16 protein-coding genes and 2 rRNA genes (1 of these 18 running past the window's edge) are annotated in these 17,706 nt (G+C 51.1%); 13 read left to right on the top strand and 5 right to left on the bottom strand.

Going from position 1 to position 17,706, the window contains the following annotated elements; genetic code table 11:
* From ACJJJA_RS22075 to ACJJJA_RS22060, 4 genes are all read left to right on the top strand, one after another.
* Positions 1-2,113, top strand: a 23S ribosomal RNA gene (locus tag ACJJJA_RS22075); it begins 769 nt to the left of the window's first position.
* Positions 2,114-2,316: 203 nt separating this feature from the next.
* Positions 2,317-2,432, top strand: a 5S ribosomal RNA gene (rrf, locus tag ACJJJA_RS22070).
* Positions 2,433-2,494: 62 nt separating this feature from the next.
* Complete coding sequence (locus tag ACJJJA_RS22065; RefSeq protein ID WP_444903405.1) at positions 2,495-2,683, top strand: hypothetical protein; 189 nt, start codon at positions 2,495-2,497, stop codon at positions 2,681-2,683.
* 559 nt (positions 2,684-3,242) lie between these two features.
* Positions 3,243-4,241: a YncE family protein gene (locus tag ACJJJA_RS22060; protein ID WP_444899552.1), complete on the top strand. Its 999-nt coding sequence runs from the start codon at positions 3,243-3,245 to the stop codon at positions 4,239-4,241.
* Between the two features lie 33 nt (positions 4,242-4,274).
* Here ACJJJA_RS22060 and ACJJJA_RS22055 read toward each other — a convergent pair whose 3' ends face one another.
* Positions 4,275-4,796, bottom strand: coding sequence for a GNAT family N-acetyltransferase (locus ACJJJA_RS22055; RefSeq protein WP_444903404.1), 522 nt, complete (start codon positions 4,794-4,796; stop codon positions 4,275-4,277).
* Positions 4,797-4,924: 128 nt separating this feature from the next.
* A complete protein-coding gene (gene dtd / locus ACJJJA_RS22050; RefSeq protein WP_252083741.1) occupies positions 4,925-5,362 on the bottom strand; it encodes a D-aminoacyl-tRNA deacylase in 438 nt (145 codons plus the stop codon).
* 62 nt (positions 5,363-5,424) lie between these two features.
* Here dtd and ACJJJA_RS22045 point away from each other — a divergent pair, with 62 nt between their 5' ends.
* The 5 genes from ACJJJA_RS22045 (at position 5,425) to ACJJJA_RS22025 (ending at position 12,523) form a co-directional block, all read left to right on the top strand.
* Complete coding sequence (locus ACJJJA_RS22045) at positions 5,425-7,557, top strand: prolyl oligopeptidase family serine peptidase (protein ID WP_444903403.1); 2,133 nt, start codon at positions 5,425-5,427, stop codon at positions 7,555-7,557.
* Between the two features lie 226 nt (positions 7,558-7,783).
* The gene (locus tag ACJJJA_RS22040; protein WP_444887497.1) at positions 7,784-8,773 is read left to right on the top strand and encodes an SDR family oxidoreductase; all 990 of its coding nucleotides are present in this window, start codon (positions 7,784-7,786) and stop codon (positions 8,771-8,773) included.
* Positions 8,774-8,953: 180 nt separating this feature from the next.
* A complete protein-coding gene (locus tag ACJJJA_RS22035) occupies positions 8,954-9,547 on the top strand; it encodes a DNA-3-methyladenine glycosylase I (protein WP_444883106.1) in 594 nt (197 codons plus the stop codon).
* A 76-nt stretch (positions 9,548-9,623) separates the two neighbouring features.
* Positions 9,624-10,469: a mechanosensitive ion channel family protein gene (locus ACJJJA_RS22030; RefSeq protein ID WP_444903402.1), complete on the top strand. Its 846-nt coding sequence runs from the start codon at positions 9,624-9,626 to the stop codon at positions 10,467-10,469.
* Positions 10,470-10,630: 161 nt separating this feature from the next.
* On the top strand, positions 10,631-12,523 hold the full coding sequence (locus tag ACJJJA_RS22025; RefSeq protein WP_444903401.1) for a DUF885 domain-containing protein: 1,893 nt from the start codon (positions 10,631-10,633) through the stop codon (positions 12,521-12,523).
* Between the two features lie 290 nt (positions 12,524-12,813).
* Here the strand turns inward: ACJJJA_RS22025 and ACJJJA_RS22020 are convergent, their stop codons facing one another.
* Together ACJJJA_RS22020 and ACJJJA_RS22015 are read right to left on the bottom strand one after the other, a co-directional pair.
* Positions 12,814-13,515, bottom strand: a complete 702-nt coding sequence (locus ACJJJA_RS22020; RefSeq protein ID WP_444903400.1) for a patatin-like phospholipase domain-containing protein — start codon at positions 13,513-13,515, stop codon at positions 12,814-12,816.
* Positions 13,516-13,706: 191 nt separating this feature from the next.
* Positions 13,707-14,039 (bottom strand): patatin-like phospholipase family protein, encoded by a 333-nt coding sequence (locus ACJJJA_RS22015; protein ID WP_444903399.1) that lies wholly within the window; start codon positions 14,037-14,039, stop codon positions 13,707-13,709.
* Positions 14,040-14,250: 211 nt separating this feature from the next.
* Between ACJJJA_RS22015 and ACJJJA_RS22010 the strand changes: the two genes are divergently transcribed.
* From ACJJJA_RS22010 to ACJJJA_RS22000, 3 genes are read left to right on the top strand one after another with little or no spacing between them, the layout of a single operon-like run.
* Positions 14,251-15,030, top strand: a complete 780-nt coding sequence (locus tag ACJJJA_RS22010) for a hypothetical protein (protein WP_444903398.1) — start codon at positions 14,251-14,253, stop codon at positions 15,028-15,030.
* Between the two features lie 24 nt (positions 15,031-15,054).
* A complete protein-coding gene (locus tag ACJJJA_RS22005; RefSeq protein WP_444903397.1) occupies positions 15,055-15,186 on the top strand; it encodes a hypothetical protein in 132 nt (43 codons plus the stop codon).
* The gene (locus ACJJJA_RS22000) at positions 15,173-15,940 is read left to right on the top strand and encodes a VIT1/CCC1 transporter family protein (RefSeq protein WP_444903396.1); all 768 of its coding nucleotides are present in this window, start codon (positions 15,173-15,175) and stop codon (positions 15,938-15,940) included. The genes ACJJJA_RS22005 and ACJJJA_RS22000 overlap by 14 nt, the downstream gene beginning before the upstream one ends.
* A 1-nt stretch (position 15,941) precedes the next feature.
* Here the strand turns inward: ACJJJA_RS22000 and ACJJJA_RS21995 are convergent, their stop codons facing one another.
* Positions 15,942-17,018: a GGDEF domain-containing protein gene (locus ACJJJA_RS21995; protein WP_444903395.1), complete on the bottom strand. Its 1,077-nt coding sequence runs from the start codon at positions 17,016-17,018 to the stop codon at positions 15,942-15,944.
* Between the two features lie 167 nt (positions 17,019-17,185).
* Between ACJJJA_RS21995 and ACJJJA_RS21990 the strand changes: the two genes are divergently transcribed.
* Positions 17,186-17,704 (top strand): macro domain-containing protein, encoded by a 519-nt coding sequence (locus ACJJJA_RS21990; protein ID WP_252083731.1) that lies wholly within the window; start codon positions 17,186-17,188, stop codon positions 17,702-17,704.
* Positions 17,705-17,706: the final 2 nt, after the last annotated feature.

The following is a 17,706-nucleotide window of genomic DNA, read 5'->3' as shown; positions in this document are numbered from 1 at the left end:
CTAATCAAGCCGGGAGATAGCTGGTTCTCCTCGAAAGCTATTTAGGTAGCGCCTCGCGTCTCACCCTCGGGGGTAGAGCACTGTTTGGGCTAGGGGGTCATCCCGACTTACCAACCCCATGCAAACTCCGAATACCGAGGAGTGCAATCGCGGGAGACACACGGCGGGTGCTAACGTCCGTCGTGGAAAGGGAAACAACCCAGACCGCCAGCTAAGGTCCCAAATACCAGTTAAGTGGGAAACGATGTGGGAAGGCCCAGACAGCTAGGAGGTTGGCTTAGAAGCAGCCATCCTTTAAAGAAAGCGTAATAGCTCACTAGTCGAGTCGGCCTGCGCGGAAGATATACCGGGGCTAAAACTGGTAACCGAAGCTGCGGATGCTCTTAGGAGCATGGTAGAGGAGCGTTGTGTAAGCCGTTGAAGGTGGATCGGGAGGTCTGCTGGAGGTATCACAAGTGCGAATGCTGACATGAGTAACGACAAGGGAGGTGAAAAACCTCCCCGCCGGAAGACCAAGGGTTCCTGTCCAACGCTAATCGGGACAGGGTTAGTCGACCCCTAAGGCGAGGGCGAAAGCCGTAGTCGATGGGAAACAGGTTAATATTCCTGTACTCGCTATTGCTGCGACGGAGTGACGGAGAAGGCTAGGCCAGCATGGCGATTGGTTGTCCATGTTTAAGGTTGTAGGCTGGGGACTTAGGCAAATCCGGGTCCCTAAGGCTGAGAACTGATGACGAAGCCCACTTAGTGGGTGAAGTGGTTGATGCCCTGCTTCCAGGAAAAACTTCTAAGCTTCAGGCAATAGTGAATCGTACTCTAAACCGACACAGGTGGTCAGGTAGAGAATACCAAGGCGCTTGAGAGAACTCTGGTGAAGGAACTAGGCAAAATGGTACCGTAACTTCGGGAGAAGGTACGCCGGTTTTGGTGATGGGACTTGCTCCCTAAGCTGAGGCCGGTCGAAGTGACCAGGTGGCTGCGACTGTTTATTAAAAACATAGCACTCTGCAAACTCGTAAGAGGACGTATAGGGTGTGACGCCTGCCCGGTGCCGGAAGGTTAATTGATGGGGTTAGCTTCGGCGAAGCTCTTGATCGAAGCCCCGGTAAACGGCGGCCGTAACTATAACGGTCCTAAGGTAGCGAAATTCCTTGTCGGGTAAGTTCCGACCTGCACGAATGGCGTAACGATGGCCACGCTGTCTCCACCAGAGACTCAGTGAAATTGAAATCGCTGTTAAGATGCAGTGTACCCGCGGCTAGACGGAAAGACCCCGTGAACCTTTACTACAGCTTTGCACTGAACTTTGAGCCTACTTGTGTAGGATAGGTGGGAGGCTTTGAAGCAGTAACGCTAGTTACTGTGGAGCCGTCCTTGAAATACCACCCTGGTATGTTTGAGGTTCTAACTCTGGTCCGTTATCCGGATCGAGGACAGTGTATGGTGGGTAGTTTGACTGGGGCGGTCTCCTCCCAAAGAGTAACGGAGGAGTACGAAGGTGCACTCAGCATGGTCGGAAATCATGCAATGAGCATAATGGTATAAGTGCGCTTGACTGCGAGACAGACATGTCGAGCAGGTACGAAAGTAGGTCATAGTGATCCGGTGGTTCTGTATGGAAGGGCCATCGCTCAACGGATAAAAGGTACTCCGGGGATAACAGGCTGATACCGCCCAAGAGTTCACATCGACGGCGGTGTTTGGCACCTCGATGTCGGCTCATCACATCCTGGGGCTGAAGCCGGTCCCAAGGGTATGGCTGTTCGCCATTTAAAGTGGTACGCGAGCTGGGTTTAGAACGTCGTGAGACAGTTCGGTCCCTATCTGCCGTGGGCGTTGGAAATTTGAGAAGAGTTGCTCCTAGTACGAGAGGACCGGAGTGAACGAACCTCTGGTGTTCGGGTTGTCACGCCAGTGGCATTGCCCGGTAGCTATGTTCGGACGGGATAACCGCTGAAAGCATCTAAGCGGGAAGCCTCCTTCAAGATTAGATTTCCCTGACTCCTTGAGAGTCCTAAAGGGCCGTGGAAGACTACCACGTTGATAGGCTGGGTGTGGAAGCGTTGTGAGGCGTTGAGCTAACCAGTACTAATTGCCCGTGCGGCTTGACCATACAACAGAGATGGTTACTAACGACTAGCTAAGCTAGCGGATTGTGGAATGAAAGACACACAATGATCGCTTGCGGTGTATTACTACAGATTGTTTTACCGACTTATTTGGGGTTATCGCCGGTCAGCAGACCGAGGCAAACAGCGATAACACGGCAGGCCAAGCAGATTGCTTATAAGACCAACGCCAACCCAAGCCAGTTTGCCTGACGACAATAGAGTTGTGGAACCACCTGATCCCTTGCCGAACTCAGAAGTGAAACGCAACATCGCCGATGGTAGTGTGGGGCTTCCCCATGTGAGAGTAGGTCATCGTCAGGCTTCTAATCCGAAAAGGGCCACCCAATAGGGTGGCCCTTTTTTTATGTGCAAAAAAATATTGAATGCATAAAAAAATAAAAACAGAGAATAAAAAAATAAATTCAAAATACAGAAAAAATAAAAAGCCCAATCGAATTTTTACTCGCAACACTCCCGCCGAAAAATCCAACTCGGTAAAAGCCAATGAAAAAAGCGCAGGCTCTAAAAAGCTCCGAGGAGCCTTCCCTCCTATAAATGAAGCGCTTTCTTAAATTTTTTCTGTAAGGAAAAAGTGGAAATACAAAAAAATAACGCGTTTTATTTAATCTGCCCCTCAAGCACCACCAAAAAAACACCTGAAATTAAAAAGTGCTCTTTAGCCTAGAAAAATTATTGCGTTGAAAAAAACGGCGCAGAAATACCAATAAAAATACCGGTGATTTTTTGCACGTTTTAATGAACCTGTGCAACCACGGGGCCTGGCGCGGATATACCGCAGTTATGCACAAGTCTATCCAGACTTTCTGTTAATAACGCCAAGCGCTGGAAAGTGGATAAATGGCTGGTGTTTTTTTGCCCGTTGAAAAGAGCCCCGCGGAAACAGGGGCCTGAGCGTGGATATCCCTGAGTTATACACAGCTCTATCCATGGATTCTGTTAGTAATTAGCTCAAATAACACTAGAACTTATAAAACTATACAGTCAGAGCCTGTTTCTAGACCCTAGCCAGAGGGTGTCTTGCACTTTTAACTATACTGACAGGTCATAGGCGCCTAAATAGTTGTGCCGTGTGAATAACTTCCAGTTGGGACCAAGTGGTGAGGTGCTCTAATGCGCTGGTCGATTCTTTCTAGCTTGATTCTCCTGAGCCTGTTTCTGGGTAGTTTCACTTTTGCGAGTACCCTAATAGTGGGAAATAAATATGAAGGGACAGTCAGCTTTATTGACTTGGAAAATGGGAAGGAAATCAAGCGAACGGAAACTGGTGGCTCCCCACACGAACTTATTTTGTCCCCAGATAAATCAAAGGTTGTGGTGGTTTCCTATTTGGAAGATGGCTACGTTGGCGAAGAGTTAAATGTCTTTGATGTGGCTACGGGCAAACGCTTGAGCATTATCGATATTAGCCCGCATATGGGCCCTCATGGAATTGCTTGGCTGGGAAGCGGTGATGACCTTATCGTGACCACGGAAGAAACTCATGATGTGATTAAAGTTGATACTGTCGCGGGCAAGGTGCTCGGTTCTGTATCAACAGACCAGATAGGAAGTCACCTGCTGGCTTTATCTCCGGATACTAAAACTGCATATGTTACCAGTCGTGGTTCGGATACTTTCAGCGTGATCGATACGGACACTATGACCTTAAAAAAGACTCTTCCGGCCGGTGATGGTCCTGAGGCGGTATGGGTCAGTCCCGATGGGAAAGAGCTATGGATAGGTAATAATCGCTCAAAAAATATTTTCATCTTTGACACGGCTAGTTTAAAAAAGAAGGATGTCATTGATGTTGGTTACCTTCCCATTCGCATAAGTTTCCATCCCGAAGGGAAGCTGGTTGCAGTTGCGGATCTACAGGGAAACCGGGTGGTGATTTACGATGCGGCAACCCGCAAAGAGCTTAAGAGTATTGACTTAGGCGCCGCCTCTGCACGGGAACCGGCTTCATTACTCTTTACCCCCGATGGTAAGTATCTATATGCCGGATCACAGAGAGACGGGAAGGTGGTCGAAATAGATACCGACAAGTGGGAAATCAAGAGAATTTTTAAGGCTGGTCAGGGGGCTGATGGCTTGGAGTGGAGTCCGGTAACGATTCAGCCCGAGTAAATTCTATATAATATTTTTTAATGGTGGATGTTGTTAGAGGGCGACGGTGTAGATCATTAGATCCTGGGACTTTCCATCGATCGTAAGGTATGCGGGGATGGTGCTACTGTGGATTCCACCGGCCCGTCTTGCAACCGCAATGCTAGCGGTATTTTCTGAAAGGCAGTGTATTTTTATCTGGGCTACACCAGCTTGTCTTTTTAGTTCTTCGCAAATCCTTGCCACAACTTTCGCCATTATACCTTTGCCCTGGCAGTGAGCCGAGAGCCAGTAGCCAATTTCGGCACTCTTGTTTTTCTGATCAACTTCTTTGACACCGATTATTCCGGAGAGTTGGTCATTAAAAATGATCTTGTACCAGGCAGAGCCATTGTGTTTGCTATAAATACGCTGGCAAATATATTGTTTGGTCGACACGATATCCTGTACAGACTTTGCCCAGTACAAATATTTTTCCAAAAGTGGGCGGTTATCTTCTATTAGATAAAAAAGCTCCTGGGAATCTTTCTCCTGTAGAAATTCCAGATAAATATCTTCTGTTACCGTTAACCGCATGCGGTTTTTCTCCTTGGTGGTGGAATCTTTCAAGTGAGACGATTTTATAAAAATGCAGTTTTTACTTAATAAGTTTACGAGGATTTGCCCCGGCACTTCAGACTTAGCGAATGAAACCCTTAAGGACTTTAGGTTTCCAGCATAAAGGTAACCGGGCCGTCATTGAGAAGAGACACTTGCATATCTGCGGCGAAGATTCCGCTGGCTACCGGTGTAAATTCGGCATTAGCACGCTCAAGAAAATAATCGTACAGGCCCTCGGCATGTTGTGGGCTGGCGCCGCGACTGAAGCTGGGTCGAAGGCCGCGTTCAGTTTCAGCGACTAGGGTAAACTGGCTCACGACAAGGAGCCCACCAGCGGCCTGTTGCACATTGTGGTTCATACGGCCGTTTTCATCGGGAAAAATCCGATAATTCAGTACCTTATGCAGTAATTTGTCTGCGCTTTCACGGTTGTCTTTAGACTCCACTCCCAACAGCAAGAGTATACCGTGCTCAATAGCACCCACCGACTGGCCAGACACCTCTACGCGGGCGTGGCTAACCCGTTGGATTAATCCTTTCATCTCAGACCTCTCTGTCTCTCTGGAACCCTGCGAGTAAATCGCCTAGATTAGCGGACTGATTCATGCAGAGAAACCGAGAATACCGTATGAAGAAACAGTTAATGGCACTCCTGGTTGGGGCTCTGGCCACAGCCGCTGTGCAGGCGGTGGAAACCTACCCAAAGAGTCAGACTATTGAGCACATAGATGAATACTTCGGTGTTGAGGTATCCGACCCCTTTCGTTGGATGGAGGATATGTCTAATGAAGAGGTTAAGGAGTGGGTCAAGGCACAGAACAAGCATGCGTTACCTCGCCTGAAGGATCTGCCAGGCTGGCAGAAGATCAACGATCGCCTCACTGAATTGTGGCGCTACGAGCGCTATGGGGTGCCCTATAAGAAAGGCGATAACTACTACTACGATTACAACAACGGCGACTGGGATCAGAACATTTTCTACCGCGCCGGGGAGCTTGCCCAGGATGGCAAGCCTATGCTGGACCCACGCAGCTTGAGTGAGGATGGCACCATCGCAGCGAAACGACTTAAGGTCAGCCCCAAGGGGCGTTACCTGGCCTATGGAATTTCGGATGGTGGCACGGACTGGACAGACTACCGTATTCGCGACTTAAAGACCGGCAAGGACCTAAAGGAGCAACTGACTGGGATCAAGTTCAGTGATGCCAGCTGGGCCCCAGATGAATCGGGCTTCTATTACAGTCGTTACCCATTCAACAAGGATGGCAGTGCCGATGATAGCAAGCAGGTCGCTGTCTATTTCCATCGCCTGGGAGACTCCCAGGAGCGCGACCAATTGGTATACCGTATTACCGACCATCCCACTCGCAACCCTGATGCCGAGGTAAGCGATGATGGCAATTATCTGCTGTTCACCATTTTCGATGGTTATGATTCCAACGGCTTTTACTATCGAGACTTACGCGATGACACCGGCAGGGTCATCAAGCTGTTGGATGACTGGGATGGCCTCTATCAGTTTCTCGGTAATAAGGGCAGTACCTTCTTCTTCGAGACCAGTGCGGGCGCACCGCTGGGCCGGATAATTGCGATCGACCTGGCGAAGCCACAACGGAAATACTGGCGTGACCTGGTGCCGCAGGGAGGCAGCGCCCTGCAGAGTGCCAGCTATATTGGGGACCGATTCGTCCTGCACTATTTAAAAGATGCCAAGTCGCGAGTGCTGGTGACTGACACCAATGGTAAGAAGCAGTACGAGCTGAAATTGCCCGGCGTGGGCTCTGTGAAGGGTTTTTACGGTGAGCCGGATGAAGTGGAGACCTTTTATTCTTTCTCCAATTTCATTACCCCACCGAGTATTTATCACCTGAATGTGCAGACCGGTGAAAGCAAAATATTTAAGCAGCCGAAATACGCTGCAGACTTCTCTGACTTAACCGTGAGCCAGCACTTCTATAAGAGCAAAGACGGCACCCGTGTACCTTTATTCCTGGTGCATAAGAAGGGTATGAAGCGCGATGGCTCCAACCCCACACTGCTGTATGGTTATGGTGGTTTCAACTCCGCTCAGTTGCCGCGCTTTTACAACCGCTTTGTGGGTTGGTTGGATATGGGCGGTACCCTGGCGCTGGCCAACCTGCGTGGGGGTAGCGAGTACGGTGATGCCTGGCATCAGGCGGGTACCAAGACCCAGAAGCAGAATGTCTTCGATGACTTTATCGCCGCAGCCGAGTGGCTAATCGCGGAGAAAGTTACCTCTCCAGAGAAGCTGGGTATCAGTGGGCGCTCCAATGGTGGATTACTCGCCGGCGCGACCCTGGTGCAGCGTCCGGACTTGTTTGCCGCGGCACTGCCGGTAGTGGGTGTGCTCGATATGCTGCGTTACCACACCGCTTCCGCCAACGCACGCCAGTGGTCCAGTGACTACGGTCTGAGCGAAAACCGCGAGGAATTTAAGGCGTTGCATGCATACTCCCCGGTTCATAATACCCGCGAGGGCTCTTGCTACCCTGCCACCCTGATCACCACCGCCGACCGCGATGATCGTGTAGTGCCCTGGCACAGCTACAAGTTTGCGGCCGCGCTGCAGCGGGATCAGGGCTGTGAAAAGCCGATATGGCTCGCGGTGGAGACCCGGGCTGGCCACGGTGCCGGCAAGCCGGTGTGGATGCAGGTGGAGGACTTCGCCAACCAATGGAGCTTCCTCGCCCACCAGCTGGGAATGAAAATCGAGTAACCTTTCCCATCGACTCAATGTGTAGATAGTGGGGGCCGTGTTGGTGCCCCCGTTCAGACACTGCGGATTGGGTTTAACCCTGGGGCTGCATCAGCAACAGTGTTGGTGCACAGCCCACCCTGTCGAGATTGTTGTACTGCCTGCGGTTTACCCTCCCGGGGTGCGGAAGTCTTGGCAGAGGCTATCACTGGGTATGAATAACAAAAAATAATCATCCGGTGGATCTATGAAACATGCATTCGTGACCGGGGGCAGCGGCTTCCTCGGTGCCAACCTTGTCGAGCAACTGAAAACCGATGGCTGGCGGGTAACTGCCATGCATCGCAAGACCTCCAACACAGAGAGGCTGCGCAACATGGGGGTGGAGCTGGTTGAGGCCTCCCTGAACGATTCAGACTCACTGCGCTCAGCTATTCCTGACGATGTCGATGCCCTTTTCCATATGGCGGCCAATACCAGTATGTGGCGCGGTGGCAATGCACAGCAGTGGAAGGACAATGTGGAGGGGGCGGCGAATATTGCAAAGGTTGCGAGGGAGAAAAATGTTGGCCGTATGATCGTGACCAGTTCGATCTCCGCCTACGGTTACCACAGGGATACGATCACCGAAGAGAGTGAAAAGCGTGCAGACGATCCCCGCCATCATTATCTGTATACCAAAAAGCGTGAAGAAATAGCGGTGCGCAAAGAGATTGACAAGGGATTGGATGCGGTATTTCTCAATCCTTGTGCAATCGTGGGGAAATTCGACACCAGTAGTTGGGCGCAGACATTTTTTCTAATCGATAAAAACCAATTGCCTGGCGTGCCGCCGGGTTGGGGGTCTTTCTGTCATGCCGGGGCGGTGGCTCGGGCGCATATCGAGGCGGTCGAAAAGGGTCGCTGTGGAGAGAATTATATCCTCGCCGGCACCGATGCCAGTTTTCTGGAATTTTTTGGCAAAATAGCCGAGCTGCTGCACAAGCCTGTGCCCAAGCGTACAACTCCCGCCTTCGTTATTCAGTCTATCGCCTGGTTCTCTGATGTATGGTCGCGTGTGAGTGGTAAGGAACCGGTAATTACCCCGGAAAAGGCCACCCTGGTGACGCGCCGGGTTGTAGCTAGCAGCTCCAAGGCAGAACGCGAACTCGGCTATCAATCAGAGGTGACATTGGATGCCATGTTGTGCGAATGTCGCGACTGGTTAGTAGAGCAAAAATTATTGGAGATAAAGTGAATCGCAGTAATATTATTTTTATCCTGGTTTCCTTGTTGTTGGTTCTGCAGTTGATTCAGCACTATTTCTTTTCCGGAGCCCAATAGCACTAGTCCTCTCCTTTTTGCTGGCTGTGCTCGGTATTGTTACCGAGCGCCGTCACTGCTTGAGATTAAGGAAAATAAGTTTTAGGAACCTATTATGGAAGAGAAACGCTGTGGCTGGTGCCTGTCCACCCCGCTATATCAAAGCTACCACGATGAGGAATGGGGTCGCCCGGTAACCGATGAGGCCACCCTGTTTGAGTTTCTGCTGTTGGAGGGGGCCCAGGCCGGGTTGTCATGGATAACCGTATTAAATAAGCGGGATAACTACCGCCGTCTTTTCGATAATTTCAATGCAGAAAAAATTGCGCGCTATACGCCGCGCAAGATAGAAAAGTTACTACAGGACCCGGGGATCATACGCAACCGTCTCAAAGTGGAGTCTGCGGTTAAAAATGCCCGCGCAACACTGGCACTGCGAGAGAAAGGGCAAACGCTCTCTGACTTTCTCTGGCAATTTACCGACGGCAAGGTGATCGTGAATAAACCCCGTTCCCTCAAGCAGGTACCGGCCAGTACAGCGGAATCTGATGTGATGAGCAAGGCGCTTAAAAAAGCCGGCTTTAGTTTTGTTGGCTCTACCATTATGTACGCCCATATGCAGGCCACGGGTATGGTTAATGACCATTTGCACACTTGCCCTGCGCGTCAGCGCTGCCTGGATGAAGCCGAGGCGGCGGGACTACTTTAGAAAGCAAATAACCGCTGTGGTTAGCCGGTTCCGATTTTTTTTATCAGCGCATTTGCCAATGAACAGGAGGACCCCTATGAGCCTTGATGGTATTGGTGAAAGTTACTGGCCTCTCTTCACTGCTGGCTTTTTACGGATTGCGGCCGCAATGCTGGTTATTGCAGTGACTCTGGGGGTGGCCCACCTGGCGCGAAGCGCTATAAATCGATTAACCAGCCGGCTCGATGCGACACTCGTGCCGGTGCTGCGCAATATTGCGACCTGGGCTATTTATATTGTCGGGGCGCTGGTGGTTCTGGATGTGTTTGGGATCAATACCACGAGTCTGATCGCCTTACTCGGTGCTACCGGTTTGGCGGTGGGACTGGCCTTAAAGGATACCCTGCAAAATATTGCGGCCGGTTTTATTTTGCTGAGTTTGCGCCCCTTTCGTGTCGGCGATGTGATTCAGTTTGGCCAGACCATGGGCACAGTGCGTCAGGTGGGTCTTTTTACCACTGCGTTGGATACTAGCGATGGCCTGCGAATTACAGCACCGAACAGCACCATTTGGGGGCAGACCCTCACCAATTACAGCCACAATCAGACTCGTCGTGTCGAAATAGTGGCGAGCATCGCCTACGGAGACGATATCGAGGCGGGTATACAAGTATTGCGCCGACTAGTGGCAGATGAACCGCGAATTCTATCGGAGCCGCAGCCGAGCTTCGCGGTTCGCGCACTGGGGGATAGTGCGGTGAACCTGCAAGTTCGGATTTGGACACCGACTGTTGAGTACTGGGATGTCTATTGGACTCTCATGAAGCGCTTGAAACCCGCCCTGGAGGGCGCGGGTTTAACGATCCCCTTCCCCCAGCGGGAGCTGCATATTGTGCAGAAGCCCGAGTGGCCCGATCCCAGCTCCCCCGAGCCGAAGACATAACACAGAGTCCCAATGATCCGCCATTTTAGGCGAAACCCTCACCAAGACTGCTCGTCTCGACGCGCAGATATAGCGTTTGAAAGAGCTCGAATCGACAGTTCAAAGATTTCGTGTCAAAGTTAGCGGCGTTTTTTTGTACAACTTTTGACCGAGATAGGAAAATGCCGATTAAGCTGAACAACCCTTTGATCCCCAGCCTGCTGGCTGTCGCTATCCTTGCGGGCTGTCAGGGCGATAAGAGCGCTCAAGCAGGAGCGAATGCCGATAAAGCTCAAAGTGCCGTTGCCGAGGCCCCTGTAACCGTTGATGCGGTGGCTGAGACCAAGCGTCTGACCGAATGGCTGGATGCGCGTTACGAAGAGCAGCTGCAGTTCAGCCCCATGCAGCTGTCCTATCTCGGCCGCAAGGAGCAGTACGACCAGATCGACGATATGAGCGAAGCCGCTGAGGCGCGCCAGCTGGCCTGGATGGAAAAGGCCGTTGCAGAGCTGAAGAAGAACTTCGACTACGACAAGCTGAGTCAAGAAGGGAAAACGTCCTACGATATCTGGGTTTACCAGTTTGAGCAGGCCAAAGCCGCCGAGCCCTTTAAGCGCCATGGCTATATTTTCGAGCAGATGGGCGGCGTGCAGTCGCAACTGCCCAACTTTCTGCTGAACTTCCACAAGGTGGACAATATCGAGGATATGCAGTCGTATATCGCCCGTATCGGCGGTATTTCCCGGGCTATCAATCAGCTGCGCGAGCGCGCTGAGCAGTCTGCCAAAGAGGGCATTCGCCCACCGCGCTTCGCTTACGAGGGCGCGATCGAGCAGTCCAGCAAGCTGATCGACGGTGCTCCCTTCACCGATGGTGAGGACGCCCCCCTATGGGCCGGAGCCAAAGGCAAAGTCGCTGAACTGTTGGAAGCCGGCAAGATTGACCAGAAGCAGGCCGATAAGCTGACCGCAGACGCGCGCAAGGCCCTGGAGATTGAGTTCCTGCCAGCCTATAAGACCCTGATTACCTGGCTGGAGAAAGATGTGCAGAAGGCCTCTGCAGAGCCTCAGGGTGCCAGCAGTCTGCCGAATGGTATGGCCTACTATAACCAGCGCCTGGCAAATACCACCACTACCAGCCTGACCGCCGATGAAATCCACAATATCGGCCTGAAGGAAGTAGCGCGTATTCGCAGCGAGATGGAGACCATCAAGAAGCAGGTGGGCTACGAGGGCAACCTGCAGGAGTTCTTCACCTTTATCCGTGAAGATGGCCAGTTCTACTACCCCAATACTGACGAAGGCCGCCAGGGTTACCTGGATGATTCCACGGCTTTCCTCGACGACATCACCAAGAAACTGCCGGACTACTTCGGCCTGCTGCCCAAGGCGGAGCTGGTGGTTAAGCGGGTGGAATCTTTCCGCGAGCAGGATGGTGGTGCCCAGCACTACTACCCGGGCACTCCAGACGGTTCTCGCCCTGGCATCTACTATGCGCACCTGTCTGACATGAGCGCCTACTCCACGACCGATATGGAAACTGTGGCTTACCACGAGGGCAACCCCGGCCACCATATGCAGATTTCCATCGCGCAGGAACTGGAGGATATCCCACAGTTTCGTACCCAGGCGCACTTCACCGTATATGTCGAAGGCTGGGCCCTGTACTCTGAAAAACTGGCTAAGGAGATGGGTGCATTCGAGGACCCCTACAACCTGTTTGGCCATCTGACCGCAGAAATGTGGCGCGCTATCCGCTTGGTAGTGGATACCGGCATGCATGCCAAGGGTTGGAGCGAGGAGCAGGCGGTAGAATACTTCCTGGAAAACTCTGCGATTCCTGAAACAGCCGTGCGCTCCGAAGTACGCCGCTATCTGGTGTGGCCGGGTCAGGCTACCGCCTACAAGATCGGGATGCTGAAGATTCAGGAGCTGCGCAAGCAGGCCGAGGAGCAGCTGGGCGACAAATTCGATATCCGCGGTTTCCACGACACCGTACTGGGTGGCGGTGCACTGCCGGTCCCAGTCCTGGAGAGCCGAGTGACTGCTTGGGTAGACTCAATTAAGAGCGCTTAAAAGCTAACTTGGTTATTGAATTAAAGCCGGGCATTGCCCGGCTTTTTTTATGAGGGTGACTCTTACCTTCCCCGTTTTTTAATTTTTTGGCCAAAGAGAAAAAATTAAAGCTCTCATTATTCATTAAACCTTAAGAGTGCATCGGAACTGCTGGGTAAATTTTCAAGCCAAAACAGTTGGGAAAGTTTGATAATAAACTATATGGGGTGGTGGGAGTTAAAGAATTGTTTTCCCGGAATGATTAGGTTGACTTAAGATTTTCTCAGCTTTTTAGTTTTTTAAGATCGACGTTAATCCATGCGGCTGAGGTGTCGGATAATGTTTCTTATGCTGCATTTATTCTCGTTGATTAATTTTTCTGAATAATATTTTAGGTGATGCAACAGGTCATAGTCGAATATGCCCACGAAAGGTTGGTCAATATCCACGTTGAGAAAATCGTATTCGATACGCCCCTTCTTGGAAAGAATTTTGGCAATCTCTAGAGTGTAAAGTTGGTTTTTATCCATAGAGCGCTGCATGTTGGTAAAAGCATCATGAGCCCAGTGAATGCGTCCCCATTTTCTCAGCGAGTGGTACTTCATACTTGAGCTTAGTAGTTTTGGATATCCAGAGCACAAGACCAGTATGTAGTATTTTTTTTCTGGGAATTCATGAATAATGTCTCTCAGAATTAAACTAGACGGGTTGTTTATAGCTATAGCCGCATCTGCAAATACACAACAAATATCCTTTTCTTTAGCTGCTGGGTAAATTCTGAAGGAAGATTGAACGTTGGACTTCATCGATTCAAAAGAGACTGGAGGGAAAGCCGTCTCGGCACTAGCAGCAGCTGTTACCAGTTGGTATAGGCTATTAGTGGGTAAATCTAGAGCCGCATCTCCTCGATTTTTGAATAAAAATATTTCTCCGCTATCTATGTTTAACGTTGGAATAATAACGTAGTTATCTAAATCATTAAATTTTAGATCTTTTGTATAGTATTTTTCCATGATCTCATGTAGGCGTCTGCCGAAATAGGCTGGTGAGAAGAGCCCAGCCCCAGTGAGCAGCTTGTGATACCAGGGGGATTTAAAGATATAAGTCGTTTCATCTTTATAAATATTGATTAGGTAGTCTAGGTGAGAAATATTCTTGCCATAGTGGTCTGGAATAGCAGTACCTGGGATGTTGATTCCAGTTGTTATGTTGTTATAAAGGCTCCAGTGGATACTCCGGCAAAAACATCAAATACTTCATTAATCGGTTTTCCTAGGTTTTTCTCGATATATTGCAGGACATAGAGGGGGATAAGTCCGCGAACGCCCCCACCCGTAATGATTAGTACTTTGATTGTGTCTTTATCTTGTAGATGATCTAAGTTTCTAACAAATCTTTTTGAGATAAATTCTCTGTTAAAGGTGACTGACTGAGGAAAGCATTTGTTATAAATATAGGCCGTAAGGGCGTAAGCTCCAGATAAAGCTGTTAAGGTGAAGAATAGCTTTTTTGTTAGCTGACCGGCTAGTTTCAACATAAAAAGAAACCATGTTTGTTCAGTAACTAGTCCTTAAGCAATGCACCTTTCTCACCGCGAAAACTATTGTAATGTAAAATTTATACCTAATTTGAAAATCGTTTGGTTTTGATTTATATGGCCCCAAAGAGGAGAATGTCTTTTGATATCACCTGTTGGAAGTAAGGTGTCTAGCTTATGGAAGGAATTAGAGCTTAAAAAAAGGCTGAGTATGAAAAAAATTATTATTATTTTATGTTTTTTAATTGCCCAATTAGTTGCTGTTCCACTTTGGGCCAAGACGGATACTAAGGTGGTTTCTACCGAAATTACCGTGCGTGCCAAAGCTAAGGATGCCAAATTTATCGGTTCCTCCATTGGGGGGGCCATGGTCATTATCCGTGTGGCAGATACTGGAGAAATTCTCGCACAGGGCTTGACCCAGGGGAGCACCGGCGATACTGGTAAGATCATGAAGACCCCGCGTGAGCGCTATGTGCCTATTGCCGAGGGGGCCGCTAAATTCACCGCTAATCTGGATATTAGTGAGCCAGTTTTCCTTACCATTGAGGTTCTGGCCCCTTACATCAAAAAACAGGCCCGCGTGGTGGCGCAGACCCAGACCTGGTTGGTGCCCGGCAAGCCTATTGGTGGCGAGGGCTTGATTGTGGAAATCCCCGGCATGGTGGTGGACCTGCTCAGTCCTCAGACTCACCTTTACACCGGTTTGGATAAGAGTCCATTCGAGATCCGCGCCAATGTGGTGATGATGTGTGGCTGTTCCTTCACCGATGGTGGCTTATGGGATGGCAGCAAGATTGAAGTCACTGCAATAGTGAAGCGAAAAGGAGGCGAATTTGCCACAGTGCCACTGAAAATCCAGGACACTATGAATACCTTTAGTGCGCCCTTCGCCACGGATTTACCCGGCGTCTACGAAATTCTGGTTTACGCTTATGACGCTAAAACCGGAAATACCGGTGTCGATAGGGGCAGTTTTATCGTGAAATAAACTGGATTGGCCGGGGCCAAGGCAATGAGCGGAAATCGGATAGGGGACTATGAGGTGTTTATGCGTGGTATGAATACGCGAGTCCCCGGCTTTTATAGCTCCGCTGTAATTCCCGGTCAGGTGCTCCTGCTGGGCCTCTGCTATGACGGGGCGTGAGCAAAAGGGAGCGCTGTCTCGGCGCGAGTTGCTTGAGGAGCACCGCCCAGAACGGATCCACGCTCGCCTGGGGCGAGAGCCGAAATCTCAACGGGTCTCCGATTTTGTTCTGGGGGCCATCGATGGCTGCGTTACCACCTTTGCCATAGTGGCCGGTGCCTTCGGCGCGGGTTTTTCCGAGTCGGTGGTGTTGGTCATGGGGTTCGCCAACCTGATTGCGGATGGCTTCAGTATGGCGGTGAGCAATTATGAGGCCGTCAGCGTGGAGCGTGAACAAGCTGCGGCGGCCACACGTATCGAACGCGAGCATATCGCACTGGTACCCGAGGGAGAGCGAGAGGAGATTCGCCAGATATTCCATCGCAAGGGATTTCGCGGGCAGGTGCTGGATGAGATCGTCACTACCATTACCGCCAATCGCCAGCTATGGATTGAGACCATGTTGGCGGAGGAATACGGTATCAGCCGCACCAAACGCAAACCTCTGGGCAGTGCTTTGGTGACCTTCTTCGCATTTATTGGCATGGGTACCGTGCCGCTGTTGCCCTACCTTCTCTCGCCACTGAACTCGTCACAACAGTTCTACGGCAGCGTTATTCTGGCGGCATTAACCTTCTTTGCCATCGGTCTGTGCAAGGGCCTGGTATTCTCCCAAAAGGTTTGGATGGCGGGCTTCAAGACCCTGGTATTTGGTGGCGGTGCCGCCGCGCTGGCATTCGCCGTAGGTTTCTTCCTGCGCGACCTTATCACTTGACCTAGGCGGCTACTACCCGGTTGCGGCCGCTGTTCTTTGCCCGGTACATACGCTTGTCTGCCTCCGCCAGCAGTTGGTTGTGAGGGTTGCCGCTCCCCTCTACCACGCCAAAACTGATGGAAACTTTTACCGGCTGTACGTAGCGGCGGCTCAGGGCCTCGACCTTGCGACGCAGTTTTTCTGCCAGCACCCTGCCGCCGCGCACATCGGTATTGGGCAACAGCAACAGAAATTCCTCTCCGCCCCAGCGTGCAACAACATCCTCTGCGCGGGTGTTTTCCCCGAGGATTTTCGCTACATCCTGCAAGATGCGGTCGCCAAAGCCGTGGCCGTAGGTATCGTTAATGCTTTTAAAGTTGTCCAGGTCGCCAATCAGTATCACGTAGCGGCCCTGTAACTCCTTGTTGCGCCGTTCCATATCGTGGATAGCCCGGTAGGCCTCTCGGCGGTTCGCCAGCCCGGTGAGAGCATCGGTGGAGGCGCTTTTTTCCAGTTCACCGGTGAGGCGTTCGAGTAGCTGTTGGGTGTGGTGGCGACTGCTGTCGAGTAGTGCGGTGAGAGCGGTAAGAGCGCCAAAAACCGCAATAAAACGTGCGCGATAGGCGGTGTCATATTCCGCCTTCAGGCCGGGGAAGTCCGGGTAGAAAAGAGCCGTAGCGGTGACTAGGCCGATGGCGATCAGCGCCACTGTGCCGGTCTTATAGCCGTATAAATTGATAAATCCTGGCACCAACATCACCGCCCACATTAGGCCAGTGTTGTTAACCCCACCGGATAACAGCAGATAAAAGTAGAGTACCAATAAAAGAATGCCTACCAGCAGCGGTGTTTTTTGGCTGGGGCCCATCACATTGATGGTGACATAGGAGCAGAGTATCACTACTGCGGCGGCGGAAAGGGTCGTGGCCTGCAGAATATCGGCGGCGCTCAGGGCAATAACCGCCATGGCACCGGTTACTGCCATGGCAAAAATTAACATGTAGGAGGAGGCCATGATACGGCGGCGCAGGTCGATGCGCTCCAGCTCCGCCACCGGTGTGTCTAGTGCGGTGTGATGCTTGTTATACCCTGAGTTCATAGTCGTCTCTGTTCCTGTACAGACTGCAACTTCCGTCGGTCGTAAGCGCGATTCCTGTCACTTAATTCACCGGCAGAGTGAAGCTGCGCCGAGTATAGGAGGATTCGCCCGATGACCAAAGCCGCGAGCTACAGTATCTGTAAAGCAAACGTTAGAACTGAGAAACCGTGACACAAATTCATCTGACTTGGGGCAATATCCTGACATTACGTGGGGACGCACTGGTGTGCCCCGCGCACAAACATCTTATTCGCGGACGCGGCCTTTCGGCGCAGATTTATGCACAGGGTGGCGTTGAGCTTGCGACTCAGTGTGGTAGGCAGCTGAAATGTGCCGTAGGTGAGGCGCGGCTAACTAATGCCTACCATCTGCCGGTGGATTATCTGCTGCACACGGTTACGCCGCAGTGGAGCAGTGGTGATCAATGGGGCGCTTTGGCCATTGGCCAGCTACGGCGCTGTTATGAGAGTGTATTGTGCCTTGCGAGGGAGAAGGGGTTGAAGCGAATTCTCTTTCCCGCATTGGGTGCGGGTACCAATCGATTTCCCCATGCCATTTCCGCACACCAGGCCCTGGAAGTTCTCAATGAGTATTCCGGTGAATTTGATCAACTGACGGTTTGTTTACATTCTCCCGCTGCTCTTGGAGAGTGGGAGAGGGTTGAGCGGCGTTTCTACACGGTGTGAGA

Source organism: Microbulbifer mixtoriginis (SeqCode) (assembly GCF_052466865.1).
Note: the sequence above shows the minus strand (reverse complement) of the source record. Positions and strands in the feature narration are given on the sequence as shown.

What these genes read in the sequence shown, in the direction of transcription:
- ACJJJA_RS22005 (WP_444903397.1), top strand. Translation starts at nt 15,055, where the DNA reads ATGAGCGGAAATCGGATAGGGGACTATGAGGTGTTTATGCGTGGTATG.
- ACJJJA_RS22010 (WP_444903398.1), top strand. Translation starts at nt 14,251, where the DNA reads ATGAAAAAAATTATTATTATTTTATGTTTTTTAATTGCCCAATTAGTT.
- ACJJJA_RS22035 (WP_444883106.1), top strand. Translation starts at nt 8,954, where the DNA reads ATGGAAGAGAAACGCTGTGGCTGGTGCCTGTCCACCCCGCTATATCAA.
- ACJJJA_RS22015 (WP_444903399.1), bottom strand. Translation starts at nt 14,039, where the DNA reads ATGTTGAAACTAGCCGGTCAGCTAACAAAAAAGCTATTCTTCACCTTA.
- ACJJJA_RS22060 (WP_444899552.1), top strand. Translation starts at nt 3,243, where the DNA reads ATGCGCTGGTCGATTCTTTCTAGCTTGATTCTCCTGAGCCTGTTTCTG.
- ACJJJA_RS22065 (WP_444903405.1), top strand. Translation starts at nt 2,495, where the DNA reads ATGCATAAAAAAATAAAAACAGAGAATAAAAAAATAAATTCAAAATAC.
- ACJJJA_RS22055 (WP_444903404.1), bottom strand. Translation starts at nt 4,796, where the DNA reads ATGCGGTTAACGGTAACAGAAGATATTTATCTGGAATTTCTACAGGAG.
- ACJJJA_RS22045 (WP_444903403.1), top strand. Translation starts at nt 5,425, where the DNA reads ATGCAGAGAAACCGAGAATACCGTATGAAGAAACAGTTAATGGCACTC.
- ACJJJA_RS22030 (WP_444903402.1), top strand. Translation starts at nt 9,624, where the DNA reads ATGAGCCTTGATGGTATTGGTGAAAGTTACTGGCCTCTCTTCACTGCT.
- ACJJJA_RS22000 (WP_444903396.1), top strand. Translation starts at nt 15,173, where the DNA reads ATGACGGGGCGTGAGCAAAAGGGAGCGCTGTCTCGGCGCGAGTTGCTT.
- ACJJJA_RS22020 (WP_444903400.1), bottom strand. Translation starts at nt 13,515, where the DNA reads ATGGAAAAATACTATACAAAAGATCTAAAATTTAATGATTTAGATAAC.
- ACJJJA_RS22025 (WP_444903401.1), top strand. Translation starts at nt 10,631, where the DNA reads ATGCCGATTAAGCTGAACAACCCTTTGATCCCCAGCCTGCTGGCTGTC.
- ACJJJA_RS22040 (WP_444887497.1), top strand. Translation starts at nt 7,784, where the DNA reads ATGAAACATGCATTCGTGACCGGGGGCAGCGGCTTCCTCGGTGCCAAC.
- dtd (WP_252083741.1), bottom strand. Translation starts at nt 5,362, where the DNA reads ATGAAAGGATTAATCCAACGGGTTAGCCACGCCCGCGTAGAGGTGTCT.
- ACJJJA_RS21995 (WP_444903395.1), bottom strand. Translation starts at nt 17,018, where the DNA reads ATGAACTCAGGGTATAACAAGCATCACACCGCACTAGACACACCGGTG.